14 protein-coding genes are annotated in these 15,325 nt (G+C 55.3%); 4 read left to right on the plus strand and 10 right to left on the minus strand.

Features of this window, described 5'->3' with window-relative positions; all coding sequences use genetic code 11:
• Positions 1-150: 150 nt before the first annotated feature.
• The gene (gene serS, locus ACHUEV_RS01435) at positions 151-1,443 is read left to right on the plus strand and encodes a serine--tRNA ligase (RefSeq protein WP_394177286.1); all 1,293 of its coding nucleotides are present in this window, start codon (positions 151-153) and stop codon (positions 1,441-1,443) included.
• Here the strand turns inward: serS and ACHUEV_RS01440 are convergent.
• A complete protein-coding gene (locus ACHUEV_RS01440; RefSeq protein ID WP_394177287.1) occupies positions 1,440-2,636 on the minus strand; it encodes a DUF2235 domain-containing protein in 1,197 nt (398 codons plus the stop codon). The two genes, serS and ACHUEV_RS01440, sit on opposite strands and share 4 nt — an antisense overlap.
• Positions 2,637-2,748: 112 nt before the next feature.
• On the opposite strand from ACHUEV_RS01440, the gene ACHUEV_RS01445 reads away from it, so the two are divergent.
• Entirely contained in the window at positions 2,749-3,459 is a 711-nt protein-coding gene (locus tag ACHUEV_RS01445; RefSeq protein WP_394177288.1) for a hypothetical protein, read from the plus strand.
• On the opposite strand, the gene der is transcribed toward ACHUEV_RS01445, so the two are convergent.
• The 7 genes from der to ACHUEV_RS01480 all read right to left on the minus strand — a co-directional run bounded on the left by der (position 3,434) and on the right by ACHUEV_RS01480 (position 12,016).
• Positions 3,434-4,891 carry a ribosome biogenesis GTPase Der gene (gene der / locus ACHUEV_RS01450; RefSeq protein ID WP_106353741.1) on the minus strand — a complete coding sequence of 486 codons (1,458 nt, stop codon included), beginning with the start codon at positions 4,889-4,891 and terminating at the stop codon, positions 3,434-3,436. The two genes, ACHUEV_RS01445 and der, sit on opposite strands and share 26 nt — an antisense overlap.
• 50 nt (positions 4,892-4,941) lie before the next feature.
• Entirely contained in the window at positions 4,942-6,237 is a 1,296-nt protein-coding gene (locus ACHUEV_RS01455) for a PQQ-like beta-propeller repeat protein (RefSeq protein ID WP_394177289.1), read from the minus strand.
• Between the two features lie 20 nt (positions 6,238-6,257).
• A complete protein-coding gene (locus tag ACHUEV_RS01460) occupies positions 6,258-6,914 on the minus strand; it encodes a tetratricopeptide repeat protein (RefSeq protein ID WP_394177290.1) in 657 nt (218 codons plus the stop codon).
• A 123-nt stretch (positions 6,915-7,037) separates the two neighbouring features.
• A complete protein-coding gene (locus tag ACHUEV_RS01465) occupies positions 7,038-8,237 on the minus strand; it encodes a multidrug effflux MFS transporter (RefSeq protein WP_394177683.1) in 1,200 nt (399 codons plus the stop codon).
• A gap of 66 nt (positions 8,238-8,303) precedes the next feature.
• Entirely contained in the window at positions 8,304-8,903 is a 600-nt protein-coding gene (locus tag ACHUEV_RS01470; protein WP_394177291.1) for an exopolysaccharide biosynthesis protein, read from the minus strand.
• Between the two features lie 25 nt (positions 8,904-8,928).
• Entirely contained in the window at positions 8,929-10,755 is a 1,827-nt protein-coding gene (locus ACHUEV_RS01475) for an ABCB family ABC transporter ATP-binding protein/permease (RefSeq protein WP_394177292.1), read from the minus strand.
• A 67-nt stretch (positions 10,756-10,822) separates the two neighbouring features.
• Positions 10,823-12,016, minus strand: coding sequence for a LysM peptidoglycan-binding domain-containing protein (locus ACHUEV_RS01480; RefSeq protein WP_394177293.1), 1,194 nt, complete (start codon positions 12,014-12,016; stop codon positions 10,823-10,825).
• A gap of 111 nt (positions 12,017-12,127) precedes the next feature.
• On the opposite strand from ACHUEV_RS01480, the gene ACHUEV_RS01485 reads away from it, so the two are divergent.
• Positions 12,128-12,682: an LOG family protein gene (locus tag ACHUEV_RS01485; protein ID WP_394177294.1), complete on the plus strand. Its 555-nt coding sequence runs from the start codon at positions 12,128-12,130 to the stop codon at positions 12,680-12,682.
• 17 nt (positions 12,683-12,699) lie between these two features.
• Positions 12,700-13,431 carry an imm11 family protein gene (locus ACHUEV_RS01490; protein WP_394177295.1) on the plus strand — a complete coding sequence of 244 codons (732 nt, stop codon included), beginning with the start codon at positions 12,700-12,702 and terminating at the stop codon, positions 13,429-13,431.
• On the opposite strand, the gene rarD is transcribed toward ACHUEV_RS01490, so the two are convergent.
• Positions 13,428-14,324 (minus strand): EamA family transporter RarD, encoded by an 897-nt coding sequence (gene rarD / locus ACHUEV_RS01495; RefSeq protein WP_394177296.1) that lies wholly within the window; start codon positions 14,322-14,324, stop codon positions 13,428-13,430. The genes ACHUEV_RS01490 and rarD overlap by 4 nt on opposite strands.
• Positions 14,321-15,298 carry a threonine ammonia-lyase gene (locus ACHUEV_RS01500; RefSeq protein WP_394177297.1) on the minus strand — a complete coding sequence of 326 codons (978 nt, stop codon included), beginning with the start codon at positions 15,296-15,298 and terminating at the stop codon, positions 14,321-14,323. Before ACHUEV_RS01500 ends, rarD begins: the two co-directional genes overlap by 4 nt.
• Positions 15,299-15,325: the final 27 nt, after the last annotated feature.

A 15,325-nucleotide genomic window follows, 5' to 3' on the forward strand; every position in this document is an offset into this window, starting at 1 on the left:
TCTCGAATCTAACCGTGGTACCTTATCATTGTTTCTTGAGCGAAAAGCCCAAGCGACAACAAGACCCACGACTTGAGTAATTTTCGGTTCACTTGGCAGACTAGATAGGGCATATCACGCGCAGAATTAACGCCAAAAAGGACCGATGCTATGCATGATATCCGCGCCATCCGTGACAACCCCGCCGCTTTTGATGCGGCTCTGTCTCGTCGTGGGATCTCGGCTGCGTCGTCCGAAATTTTGGAACTCGACGAAGCCCGTCGTGCCAAGATCTTGGCAGCAGAAACTGCGCAAGCTGAAGCCAACAAAGCGGCTAAAGAAGTCGGAGCCGCCAAAGGTCGCGGTGACGAAGCCGAATTTGAACGCCTACGTGCATTGGTTGCTGAAAAGAAATCGCAAATCGCTGCCCTAAACGACGAAGCGAAAGCCCAAGATGCTGCGCTAAACGATCTGTTGATGCGCATTCCGAACCTGCCAGACGAAAGCATTCCAGACGGCGAAGACGAAGAAGACAACGTCGAAATCAAACGTGAGGGCGCTCCGCGCAACTTTAGCTTTACGCCTGTGGAGCATTACGACATCCCCGGCATTCGCCCGGGCATGGATTTCGAAACCGCTGCAAAACTGTCTGGTAGCCGCTTTGTGCTGTTGTCGGGCGCTGTCGCACGGCTACACCGCGCGCTTGCGCAGTTCATGCTTGATACACATGTCGACGAACATGGCTTGACCGAAACCATCACCCCTGTGCTGGTTCGTGAAGAAATGATGTACGGTACGGGTCAGCTGCCAAAATTCGGCGAAGATAGCTATCAAACCACAAACGGTTGGTGGCTTATTCCTACGGCAGAGGTCACGCTGACCAACATCGTTAACGGTGTGACCATCGAAGAAAGCTACCTGCCCCGTCGCTATGTCGCGCATACGCAGTGTTTCCGTTCTGAGGCTGGTTCGGCCGGTCGTGATACATCCGGCATGCTGCGTCAGCACCAATTCGAAAAGGTCGAAATGGTCAGCGTCACAAAGCCAGAAGATAGCGCAGCCGAACACCTTGCGATGACGAAACGCGCAGAAACCATTCTTGATAAGCTTGGTCTTCCTTACCGCACCGTTGTATTGTGCACGGGCGATCTGGGCGCGGGCATGCGCAAGACTCACGATATCGAAGTTTGGCTTCCCGGTCAGAACGCCTACCGCGAAATCGCGTCCATCTCGGTTGCTGGTGATTACCAAGCACGCCGCATGAATGCGCGGTTCAAACCTGCGGCAGGCGGCAAGCCAGAGTATGTGCACACGTTGAATGGCTCTGGCTTGGCTGTCGGGCGCTGCTTGATCGCCGTCGTAGAAAACGGACAGCAAGAAGACGGCTCTGTTGATCTACCAGCCGTATTGCACCCCTACTTGGCCGGTAAAACACGCATTTCTGCCGACGGCCAACTGGCTTAATCAGGCGGGAGCAGATCATCACTGGTGATCTGCTCTTGCAACTTGGTCATGACCTTGGCCAGTGTTTTGGGTTGATAGTCCTTGTCACACGCGATCCGATCCAACGTGATCTGACTGACATCTTCGACCCGTGTCGGGCCATCACGATCAATAGCGCTCCATAACATCGCCTTCTTCATGAGCCCGATCCGGCTTTGATTGATCAATGCTTCGCGAATATTTCGCGTTTCACGCACGCGCTCCAACACGGTGCTATCCATCTCAAGCCCGGCACGCGCTGCCCCTTCGGCGATCCAGTCGCAAGCAAACGACGACAGTCCAACGCGGTCGCCGCCACCGCCAACCGATCCATGATCGCCCGGGAACCATTCCTGCCGATATGCCCATTCTGTGCGGCTCTTTGGATCAAGCGAAACATCGGCATCTAGGCCAAGTGCCGCGCGGTTCATTACATCCAGCTTTTCTGACCACATCGCTGGCGGGAAGGTCTTGCGACGCTCGTCAATTGCGACGGCATGGCGGGCGGATTTAACCATACTGCTCAGGTGTGCGTCATGAAATTGATGTTTTTTGTTGAACAGCTTAGCGGTGATCCAATGGCCCGGAACACCTAGCGCACCGACCGTATCCCAAACACCCAGATAATTGATCCCAAGGTTGACGCATAGGTGTGGGCGGGTCTTTAGCCGCCAGTTCCATTCAGCCTTGCTTGTCGCGGTATAGGGCGCGAAATCAGAGCGGAAAAGAAAGCTTTCGGGATCGTCTGGGTGGGTATTCTTGTCGCGCGAACGATAGCGGGCCATGGCCTCTCCCAAGCGGTGCACATTTTCGCGTGGCGGAATACCACAAGATCGAATGAGCCCTGCAAGTGACCGCGCAGTATACGCACCACGCGAGAAACCAAAGATGTAAATCTCGTCACCCGGCTCATAGGCGAAGACAAGACCGCGGTACGCGTCCTCGATATTCTCGACCATGCCGATACCCATCGCACCGCCCAACGTACGATCAAGCCAACGTGCCACCTTGTTTGAGCCGCGCCCCGTGCCGACACCCAACACATAAAACACCTCTTGTTTGTGCCCATCTGTCGCGGTGTGCTTCACCGCTTGGGCAAGCCGTACAACATTGGTTGGGTGTTCTGCATCGTGGCGGTTCCAGGTGCCGTCACAAAAAATAGCAATACGCTTCATATCAATTTACCCCCATAAAATATGCGTATGTTCAGCAAACCAACCCACTACGGCAAGTCAGCGTTTCCAGACCTTTGTTTGATTTTCACAAACCTGAGCTAGTTCATGCTATATGAAGAATATGCGCTCAGTCCTGACACTCATCCTTACGCTGACATTTGTGGTCTCGCCTTTCCTGACCAGCCCATTCACGGGGTTCACGGCGGATCAACTACCAATTCCGCAGATCGACCCACCGATCCAACCCGCTGGCTATGCCTTTGCGATTTGGGGGCTGATCTACGCGTGGCTGGTGGTGTCGGCTGTTTACGGCGTTTGGAAACACCCGCGAGATCCGCGTTGGGACCATGCACGTACGCCACTGATTGCCAGCCTTGCCGTGGGAACCCCGTGGCTCGCTGTCGCTAATCAAAGCGCCATTTGGGCGACCATCCTTATCTTTGTAATGCTCATCACCGCGATCATGGCGCTGTTGCGCACGCCTAACGACCGCTGGACGTTTCAGGTGCCTGTCGGGCTCTACGCCGGGTGGCTTACAGCGGCTTCTTTTGTTTCGCTGGGCAGCACTGCAGCGGGTTATGGCCTGCTGACTGAACAGCTGGGCTGGGCATATATCGGGATCATTGCAGCGATGGTCGTCGCACTGGCCACCATGCGCCATAGCCGAAGACCAGCCTATGGGCTAGCTGTGGTTTGGGCGCTGGTTGGTATTGTTGTCGCAAACGGCACCGCCCCTCTTGGTGTCAGTATTCTGGCAGGCATCGGGGCGGTGGTATTGCTGGGACTAAGCGTCGCGTCTAGCGGTCACTCGGTCCCTTCTTAAGGTGCTTAGATAGACGTGAAGGCTGCGAAGACTTCTTGTCTTTGTATGGGTTCTTGTCGCCCTGATCGCGCAGGTACAGACGAATTGGCGTACCCGGCATATCAAAATCGACACGCAAGCCATTGATAAGATAACGCTTATAACTTTCCGGCATCAAATCCGGGTGCGAGGTCATCACAACAAACGCAGGAGGACGCGTCTTTACTTGGGTCATGTAACGCATCTTGATGCGCTTACCGCCCGGCGCGGGTGGCGGGTGCTGTTCCAGCATCCCAACTAGCCAGCGGTTCAAGTTCGCGGTGCTCACGCGGCGGTTCCACACATCATGGGCGCGCATGATGGCCTGCTGCAAACGATCAAGCCCCTTGCCTGTCTTAGCAGACACAGTCACCAAAGGCGCACCGCGCAGCTGTGGCAAGTGGCGTTCAAAGCTTTCGCGCAGTTCTTTCAGCTTTGTTTGCTTTTCGTCTTCGATGTCCCATTTGTTGACCGCAACAACCACGGCACGGCCTTCGCGTTCGGCCAAATCGGCGATACGCAAATCTTGCTGTTCAAATGGGATTTCAACGTCCAACAAGACAACGACAACTTCGGCGAATTTAACAGCGCGCAGACCGTCAGAAACGGATAACTTTTCCAGCTTTTCCTGAACCTTGGCCTTTTTACGCATACCAGCGGTGTCAAATATCCGCATAGGCACCCCGCCCCAGTCTTGCTGGACGGAAATCGCATCACGGGTGATGCCAGCCTCTGGGCCTGTCAGCAGGCGCTCTTCGCCGATGATCTTGTTGATCAGCGTGGACTTGCCCGCGTTTGGACGACCGACAACAGCGATCTGAAGCGGCTTGGCATTTGTTGGAACGCGTGGGGCGTCTTCGTCGTCTTCACCAACGTCAACGTCAACCTCTGGCGCGTCAGCGGCAGCGCGTTCTTCGTGTTCGTCATAGATCGGGCGCAACATATCCATCAATTCGCCCATGCCTTCGCCGTGTTCAGCAGACATGCGGATTGGTTCGCCAAGACCAAGCGAATAAGCCTCTAGGATTGTTGCATCGGCGGCTTTGCCTTCGCCCTTGTTGGCAGCAAGGATGACGTTTGCGTTTTTCTTACGCAGGATTTCAGCGAAAACCATATCAGCAGGCAGAACACCCGCACGCGCGTCAATCATGAACAGGCAGACATCAGCCATTTCAACGGCGCGTTCTGTCAGGCGGCGCATACGGCCCTGAAGGCTATCGTCGGTGGCTTCTTCCAGACCAGCACTATCGATCACGGTGAATCGTAGATCCGCGATCCGTCCCTCGCCTTCGCGTAGGTCGCGCGTTACCCCCGGCTGGTCATCGACCAAAGCCAGCTTTTTGCCAACCAAACGGTTGAACAGCGTGGACTTGCCCACATTGGGACGACCCACAATAGCAAGGGTAAAACTCATCTTTTCGGCTCCTGACGGATGTTGAGGCCCGCCGATACACCAATCAGCGGTTAACGGAAAGCATGCAATTTGCCATCTTTGCTGACAACATAAAGCGTTTGCCCCGCAACGACAGGTGCAGATGCCGCACCGCCGGGTAAATCGACAGTCCCGATTAGCGCACCCGATGTTGGATCAAACTGACGGATCACACCGTCCGACGACGTCACAATCAGCCGCCCACCAGCCAAAACAGGGCCATAATGGGCATAAACGCGACGCTGACGTTCAGTTTTACCATCTGTAAAGTTTGGCAGGTTCACGCGCCAAACCGGGTTGCCAGTTTCCGCATCCAAACGAACGAGTTCGTTAATATCATTGATAACGAAAACAGCATTCCCAACCGGCCAGACTGGGCTGATCGCACCTTCGGCGGCTGTCCAGACCCGGCTGCCGTCCTTAAGATCAAGTGCAACGATTCGGCCACCAAAGTTTCCAACATATACGCGGTTTCCAACGATCACCGGATCGCCAGCGATGTCGTTGATCAGCGATGCAGCGCGGCCTAAACGATCACCAGAAACGACAGTAGACCAACGACGAATACCGCCCGCAGGGTAAGTCGCGATAATCTCGCCCGATGGGAACGGCAGTACCACTGTGTCACCTGACACAGCAGGCGAAGCGCCACGGTCGAAATTCGCAATCGACGGTGTACCCGTTTGCTGCCAGCGAATACGGCCAGTGTCGACGTCCAGCGCCCAAGCAGTGCTATCGCGACCAACAACGTAGACCAGATCGCCACGCAGCGTAGCAGATGCATTCACCGGCGCGTCAAGATCCTGCACCCAATAGGTGTCCCCTGTGGCGGCATCCAGCGAAGTGATTTCACCAAAACCGGTCGTCGCATAAACGCGACCGCCGCCAACCATCACCGCACCACCAGAGGCATCGCCTACTTGGTCACGTGATGGGACCAAATTGCGCGACCATAGGGTACGCCCTTCGACAGTTGTCGCCGTTACACGACTTTGGGCATCAACGGTATAAATGACACCACCAGCCACGACAGGTTCTGCCGTGATCCGTGCACGGCGGCTATCGCCGGCGCCAATCTGCACCGCAAATACGGGCGTCAACGACGCACCAAGTGCGGGGTGGCTGATCTGATGCGCAGGACCACCATTGCGGTCGGTCCATTCTGCATTCACCCGCGCCTGTGGCAGGCTGATCGGCTGCACAGCGTTTTCAAAGGCTGGGATGTCACGCAGCGCGAAACGTTCACCGGGAAGGATCACGTCTTCTTCGCCACATGCCGCCAAAAGAGCAATTGCAAGGCCAGCGCCGAGGAGTGTTTTTGCCGTCACGGTGCGTTCCAATCCGGGTGCTATTGCGTCACAGGCTCGGGCATCGGTTCACCCAAAGCAATCATCAAATTTTGTATACGTTCACGCAAGCCCCGCGACGCGGCAGCGTCTTCTTCGATTTGACGCAGAACGGTCAACGCGGCTTCGGTTTCGCCGTTACCCAGTTGGGCATAAGCGATTTGCTCCATTGCAAGTAGATAGTAAGGCTGGCCAGGACGAGCCAATGGCTCCAGCGCTGCGATCTTGGCTGCTGTGTCGTCGTTCGGCAGCATCGCGGCTTTTAACGCCGCCAAATCGCGGTACATTTGCGGAGCTGTATCATCCGCTGCCAAACCATTCAAAATGTCAGCTGCTGCGTCTATCTCGCCTGCTTCCACTTGGGAAGATGCCGCCATCAGCGCCGCAACAGCATTTGCACCGCCTTCCAACGGCATATCTGCAAAGGCAGTCGCCCGTGTAGCTGCGTCAGCTTCGTCAAGCGCGGCATAGATTGCGTCACCAGCGGCTTCGGCGCGGGCTTGTTCTTTGGCAGAGCGATACTCTGTCCAAGCTGCCCCACCGACAAGCGCCAACACCAATGCAACGGCAATCGGGCCGTATTTCCGCATTTGTCCATAGAGTTTGTCGCGCTTCACCTCTTCGGTGACTTCATCGATAAAACTGTCCGAGTTGCTCACCTTGGCCCCCAATTAACGCAAAATGCGATACGCTGTTTGGGCGTTCATATCGTGAAGCTGGCCAGATGGACAAGTAAGAAGGCGCCCCGAGGGGCGCCTAATCAACATTACACAGAAAATTTATCAGCTTGCAGCTGCTGATGCGGCTTGTTCTTTCGACATAATGCCCAGCGTTCGCAGCGCCAAAACAAGCGCCAGAACAGCACAAAGTGCGATTGCCCCGATCATCGGAACAGCTGTTCCGTCAAAGAACAATCCGGTGATGACGACCATCACGCCACCAGTAACCATCTGAAGCGTTCCACCAAGGCTGGACGCGAGGCCGGCAATGTCGCCATGCGGATCAAGTGCAACCACCATTGTCGTTGGCAGAATGAGGCCAAGGCAAGCATTGGCCAAGAAAAGGCCCGCGATGATGACGTAGAGGCTCGCGAAACCTGCGAGACCGATCAGCAGCAACACAAGGGTAAATCCTGCAAACCCGATGATCGCCCAGCGCATCACCGCCAGAATACCAAATTTCTCGCCCAGTGGTCCTGCCAGCTGCGAGGCACCGAAAAAGCCCAGCGCGTTTACAGCAAAGGCAATGCTAAACCCTGTTGGGCTAAGGCCAAATTCTTCGGTATAGACGAACGCCGCGCTGGCGATGAAAACCATAAAGCTGGAAAATCCAAAGCCACCGATCAAGGTCAGCCCCATAAAGACTGGATCACGCATCAGGACTTTGGTGCCTTGCCAAAGGTTGGCGAAGTTCACTTTCACCCGGTGTTCTTCGGTCAATGTTTCAGGCAATACAGTCCCGACCAGTGCCAAGCTTAGCATTGCGACAAAGGCCAGCACCCAAAAGATGATGTGCCAATCGCCCAGCGCGATCAGGCCACTACCCGCAAGTGGGGCAAGCATGGGCGACACAGAAATCACGAGCATAACCATTGCCATCAGCTTTGTGGCTTGGGTTCCCGTGTGCATGTCCCGAATGATCGCGCGCGGCACAACCATCAATACAGCACCACCTAGCCCTTGGACGGCACGGGCAGCGATAAGCCAACCAATGGTCGGGGCTGTCGCACAGCCAATCGAACCGATGATAAAAATACCGATCCCGGTATAAAGCGGTAGCTTGCGCCCGACCTGATCAGCCCACGGGCCATAGAATAGCTGCGCAAGACCAAAGGCGACGAAGTAACCGGTTAGCGTTAGCTGAACTGCCGAAACATCGGCGTTCAGACTAGCGGCAATCGCGGGCATAGCGGGAAGATACATGTCGATTGCAAAGGGACCAACAGCGGAAAGAAGCCCTAGAATAAGGGCAGCGCGTAACATGGACATGGGAGGACCTGAAATTGTGTGAATCGCTGTCACGTTATTCCCGATGGAATGATCTGGCAATCAGGTCAAGAGCGCAGAGCCCTGTGCAAAAATGAACCAAGGCAGCGCCATCGCACTGCAAACAAACAAGAAACCGACGACAGCAAATATGCCGTCACGGGCAAGCATACCAATTGCAAGCAACGATACCCCTGCCCCAATCAACGATGATGACATCGGCACCAGTTCTAACAGCGGAATCATTGACGCCGCTAAGGCACATATCAAATAGATGACGGGCCGCGCAGGTCCGACAACAAGAAACTGAAGGCGCTGGTGGGTCACAGCATCCAGCCAACCTGCGACACGCCCCATGGTCTTAGTCGCGTTATGCGTCTTTTCAGCAGGCAGTCGGCGGCGGCGTAGAAACTGGGGCAGCCACGGCTGCGCACGACCGAACACACCTTGGATCGCGATCAGGACTATTGCGATACCACAAAGCGACGAAAAGAACGGAATAGCGCTAAGCGGTGAAGTGACCAGCAAAGCCGGAACAATCAGCGTTGGCAGCAACGCACTGTGGCCAAAAGCACCAAGGAGCTCTTCTGCTCTGACGTTATCGTCAGTCACAGTCTCATCGATTTTGTCGACGATATCCGAAACTGGTGTCTCTTGCTGCATGTTGCCCTACCCGCGCATTGTGACGCTACAGTAAGGCAACTTCCTCTTCGGACTGTCGGTTCCATAAATTCGCATAACGTCCGGCCTGCGCCAACAGCGTATCATGTTTGCCCTGCTCAACGATCACGCCATTTTCGAGTACGACGATCTGATCTGCATCGGCAATCGTCGACAAGCGGTGCGCAATCGTAATGACGGTACGCCCTTGCCCCATCGCCTTCAGCTCTGCCTGAATTTCCATCTCGGTCTGCGTGTCCAGCGCCGATGTCGCCTCGTCCAGTAGCAGAATCGGTGGGTTCTTTAGCAACGTCCGCGCAATGCCGACCCGCTGCTTTTCACCACCCGACAGCTTTAGGCCGCGTTCGCCAACCGTGGTTTGGTAACCATCAGGTAGGCTGACGATAAAATCGTGGATTTTTGCGGCCTTCGCTGCTGCAATGATATCATCCTCGGAAGCAGTAGGACGGCCATAAGCGATGTTGTAATGCACAGTGTCGTTAAACAGCACCGTATCCTGCGGCACGACACCGATCTGAGCGTGTAGACTGTCTTGGGTCACGTCACGTACATCTTGGCCGTCAATACGCAAGGCACCGCCATTCACATCATAAAAGCGGAACAACAGACGGCCAATGGTAGACTTCCCCGAACCAGACGACCCAACAATCGCAACGGTTTGTCCAGGTTCAATTGTCAGGTCTATGCCCTTCAGAATTGGGCGCTCTGCATCATAGCCAAAAGCAACGTTGTCCAACGTGACCTGCCCGCCAGTGACAGCTAGCGGCTTGGCACTTTGCTTATCTTGGACCTCGGCGGGTTGTTCGAGCAGATCAAACATGTCGCCCATATCGATCAATGCCTGGCGAATTTCGCGGTACACAGTCCCAAGGAAATTCAGCGGCATCGTGATTTGGATCATGTAAGCATTGACCATAACGAAGTCGCCCACTGTTAGATCACCGCGTTCGACACCAATCGCCGCCATCACCATGACAGCAACAAGGCCACTGGTGATCAGGAACGACTGCCCAAAGTTCAGAAAGGCCAAAGAATAGTTGGTACGAATAGCCGCCTTTTGGTACTCGGCCATCGCGCTATCGTAACGATCAGCCTCCCATTTCTCGGCACCAAAGTATTTGACGGTTTCGAAATTCAGCAGGCTATCAATCGCCTTTTGGTTGGCGTCGGTATCCTGTTCATTCATCACCTTGCGAATCTTCACCCGCCATTCAGTCACTTTGAACGTGAAGGCGATGTAAAGCGATATCGTGACAAAAACGACAGCTAAGTACCACACATCAAAAAGGAAAAACAAAACCGCAGCGATCATCAGCAGTTCCAGCACCAACGGACCGATGCTAAATAGCAAAAAGCGAAGCAAGAATTCGACGCCCTTCACACCGCGTTCAATCACGCGGCTTAACCCGCCTGTTTTACGCATGATGTGGTAACGCATCGAAAGACGGTGAATATGCGTGAATGTCTCAAGCGCGAGCTGCCGCAGCGCACGCTGCCCCACGGGCGTAAACACAACATCGCGTAGCTGCTGAAAGCCGACGTTCATTAGCCGCGCAATGCCATAGGCCAATGTCAGGCCAACTGCGCCAAAGCCCAAGAACGTCGCAGCCGATGCGCCCTCTGGGGCCAGTGCGTCAACGGCTTGCTTGTAAAACAATGGGGTCGTGACTGCGATTAGCTTTGCTGTGAACAAAACCACCATGGCGAGCACAACGCGGCGTTTCACCCAAGTTTGCCCGGCTGGCCATAGGTACGGTGCAACACGACGGATCACATCCCACCCCTGCACCTTGGTATTATCGAGATTGGCAGAGGTCGTAGATAGATGACGCATGTGTGGCACTCCGGCTAGCAGCCCCCTTAGTTAGGATGCCGTTCGCGCGAATACCAGACCTACAGGATTATTGATTAACCTCAGGAATGCGGAAGATTTGGCCCGGATAGATCAAATCAGGGTCTCGGATCAGGTCGCTGTTCGCCTCATAGACCTGCACGTAATAGATGCCGTTGCCCAGGTTCGCTTCGGCAATCGCCCAAAGCGTCGACCCAGGCTGAACGGTACGGACAGCCACGTCGAAACCTGCTTCCGTGGTTTCCTCGGCCAACACCGCAGCTACATCGGCCGCTTCTTCACGTTTAAATGGCGTCTCTAGGCGGGACACGACCGTGCCTTCATTGTCCACCTCATCCACGCGCAACGTATAAACACCGGTTTGGACATCAGGCAGATCGATACGCCAGTCTCCACCCTCCATCACGGGCGAGGTCGTGACGGGCTCGTTATCCAAATAAATCTGCACAGAGCCATCGCCCGTGGCGCGGCCAGACAGTTGCACTTCGCCCTGTGGGTCATAGGTGATCGCATCTAGGCCAACGTTGGGCGCCTCAAGGCTCGGGCCTGATTGCACAACCCGGACACCTTCGGCATCAGCCTGCAAAACAGTCGGCGCAGAGGGAATTTCGGGCGCGGTCGTTGGCGTCGCATCAATTTCCGGCAAGGGCGGCGGCGTTGGTGCGGAAGGTGCGGTTTCCGGCGCAGCAATGACTGTATCAAATGTGGTGCTTGGGATCGGTTCTGGCTCTTGCCTCGGCGGCTCCACCTCGGCCACGAAAACTTCGGGTTCCGCAATTGGAGCAACGATATAGCTGGTCTCGGATCGCACGGCCTTGCCATCCGGATCAGCGATTAGCGTTAAACCACGCGGTGTCGCTGACGGACCTGCCATCGGAAGGACAACAAAATTACCAGAGGCATCTGCAGTCGCGCGCTCAAGCTCTACGCCGCCAAGCATAATCGCTACCACCTGCCCGGGCTCTGCGCGGCCTGCGATCACCATGCTGCCGTCTGCCTCGACACGGAAGGTATCGAATTCGGGGCCGACTGGTTTCGGCACGGCGGGTGGGGTTGGCGCGACCGTCTCTGGCTCTGGCACTGCGACGACTTCGGTATTCGCCTGACCGGGAGTTTCTTCCACCTTGCTCGCGGAAACGCTTTCCGGCTGCGGCGCGAACATCACAACGCCCACCCCCACGACAACGGCGGCAACTGCGCCCAGCGCAAGTGGAACGGCGTTTGATTTGGTTTCTTCGGTCACGTCTTTTCCCCTAACAAGCCATTGTAATCGGCGTCCCTACCGCACATGCTTAAGTCACCGTAACAACGCCACAATCAGGCGTCAAAGTTTAGCTGCGCAAAAAGGTTGCCCATGTCCACATTTCCTAAATCCGTTTGTGTCTATTGCGGGTCCCGCGATGGCGTTGCTCCCGCATACGCAGAGGCTGCGAAAGCAACCGGCGAAATGCTGGTGCAAAATGGCTGGCGACTGGTCTATGGCGCAGGGGATGTCGGGCTAATGGGCCGGGTCGCAAATGCGGTCCAAGACGCAGGCGGCAACACATTCGGCGTCATACCCACCCACCTAATGGATTGGGAAGTCGGCAAGCGCGACCTTGATAGCTTTGTCATCACCGAAACGATGCACGAACGCAAAAAGGTGATGTTTATGAACGCCGACGCCGTGGTCGTACTGCCCGGCGGGGCCGGATCACTGGATGAATTCTTTGAGGCGCTCACTTGGCGGCAACTCAAACTCCACGCGAAACCAATCGTACTGCTAAATATCGACGGTTTCTGGGACCCGCTTTGGGCATTGCTAGAACACGTCGTGAAGGAGGGCTTTGCCGGCGACGATATCCTGTCCTTTGTGTCGATCGTACCTGACGTGGCATCGCTTGAGGTGACGCTGAAAGAAGCCCTTTAGATCGTTAGGGAGCCATAATGGCTTATTTCATCACAGGCGGTCATCCACTTCCTGAGGAAAGCTTTCACGCCAAAGAACGCCGAGGAAACTCGTCGTTTGAGGATATGGATGGTGATCGATCGTTGATAAGACTGGTTGATAACTCACAGGATGACGGGCATCGAATAGTAGATGGTACCGGAGCCGTGGGGCGACCGTTGAAACCTGATCATATTCCGACAAAGCTTAGCCGTGAACCGTGGAGTATTGATCGCGTCCCGTTGTTGGACGTCGAAACTTATCTGGGTGGGAGCTTGCTAGTATGCGAGTCTCTCAAAGATCTGTTGGAAGAGCTGGAACCCGCCGTTCATCAATTCTGGCCAATGGAGATTTATGTCAAAGGTGAGATGGTCGCATTGCGGTATTGGTTTGTCGCTTGTCACCGTATTCGTGCGCTCAGTAGAGAGCATTGCTACCCACCACTAAGCGAACGTGGGTGGTGGGATCCAAGCCCATTGGGTCAGAGAGAAAACGACCGCATTGTCTTTTCAAGCGAAGCTATTGGCGGACGCCATGCTTGGGTCGACAAAGCCTATTCTGATCGCATGTTCTCGGATGAGTTCGCCGAGAGATTGATGAAACTCAATCTAACAGGCTTGCAGTTTGTGAAAGAGCAAGAGGCTACGGATGAAACTCCGAAGCTCACAATGCCGAGCGTACAGGTACCAAAACCACGCTCATTCCTTGGCCGCTTACTTGGCAAAACCTAACGTGCCGCCCTGTCCTGCCGGATTGCTGTCACCGAATACAGAACCACCGCTGCCCAGATCATTGGGAATGCGATCATGTGCACGGTGCCGAATGGCTCTGCAAAGATCAGCACGGCGACCAAGAACTGGAGGGTTGGATTGATGTAGAACGCGATGCCTGTTGTCGCCATCGACACCCGGCGCGCGCCATAGCTGAACATCAGTAGTGGGATCGACGTGATCGGCCCCGCGCAGATCAGCAAGATACTATCACGCCAGTTACTGCCGAACGCCCCGCCTGTGGTCGGCTTAAACCCTTCGAACCCAGCAAAATGCACGCCTGCCAGCCAGATTACGGCCAACGGCAGCACAAGCGTGACTTCGGTCGCGACCGTTAGAACTGGCCCTGCCGACACGCCCTTTTTGATCAGCCCATAGATTGCGAATGTCACAGCCAGTGAAAGCGCCACAAATGGCACAACGCCAAGCCCAAGGGTCAGCACTGTCACCGCAGTAAAGACCAAACTAATCGCAATCCATTTCAGGGGGCTGAGCGGCTCTGACAAGACAAAGCGCCCGATCAACACCGATAGCAGCGGATAGATGTAATACCCCACGCTCGCCTCAGTCGACCGATCAATCTGCGACGATAGGATGAACAGAAACCAGTTCGCTGAGATCATCAGCGCGGCCAGTCCCATCAGTACAGGCTGTTCGCGGATCAGGCCAAACATCTGACCAAAACGGCGCTGAACGACCAAGATCACCGCGAACAGCAAAAACGACCAAAGCGCGCGATGCGATAGCACCTCTAGCGGGGGTACATGTGACAATGCTTTGTAATAGATCGGGGATAGCCCCCAGATCACGCAGGTCGCAACAATCGCGATGATACCCTTGACCGTGTCGGTCATTGCGCAAGATCACCCATCAACGCAGCATACCGCGAAATCGAGATATTCGACCCACAAGCGATAATCCCAACATGCCGTCCAGCCAGTTCATTACGCAACGGCCCGAGCACAGCAGCAAGCGACGCAGCGCAGGCCGGTTCAGCCGTGATCCGCAGTATCCGCTGATAGTGGTTCATCGCATTTAGCAGTTCAGCATCTTCGACACGCACAATGCAGTCCACGTTTTCCCGCGCGACACTATAGGAATACGGCATTGCATAGGGCGCACCTAGGCTATCGGCGATGGTATCGACCCGGTCAAGCGTGGCAGGCGCACCTGCCTCAAAACTGCGGTACATGCTATCCGCACCGAATGGTTCAACACCAATGACAGTCGCTTTCGGGTTCAGCTGTTTGATCGCGCAGGACATCCCGCTAATCAGCCCCCCACCCCCGATGGGTACGACATAGGTATCAATCTGTGGTGCTTGGGCATAGTATTCTGCACCGCAGACCGCAGAACCAAGCGTCATATGCTCACCTTCAAACGGGTGCATCAAGGTACGGCCTGCGTCAGCCGCATCGTTCATCGCGGCAAAGGCGGCTGCCATGTCATCGTATAACTGAACAGTGGCACCCAAGGCCTCGCAGCCTTGAATACGTGACGGGTCAACCGCACGCGGCATACAGATCAGCGCATCTAGGCCCGCAGCCTGCGCCGCCCACGACACAGCCAATGCATGATTCCCACCACTTGCTGCAACGACACCAGCAGCGCGCTGGGCGTCATCCAACTGGCTAAGCCCCAAATAGACACCGCGCGCCTTGAACGAACCCGCTTGCTGAAACAGCTCTAGCTTAACCGTTACACTTTCACAGTCGGGCAAAACACCGTTCCACCGCGCCGAAGCTAACGGCAGTACGGGCGTTTCGATTACCCTACCCTTTAGGGCAGCGGCGGCATGGTTGATTTCAGCTAAGGAAGGTCCGGACATTGTGGCCTCAGAATAAAAGACCCGCAG

This window comes from Yoonia maritima (assembly GCF_043641945.1).
Classification (GTDB): domain Bacteria; phylum Pseudomonadota; class Alphaproteobacteria; order Rhodobacterales; family Rhodobacteraceae; genus Yoonia; species Yoonia maritima_B.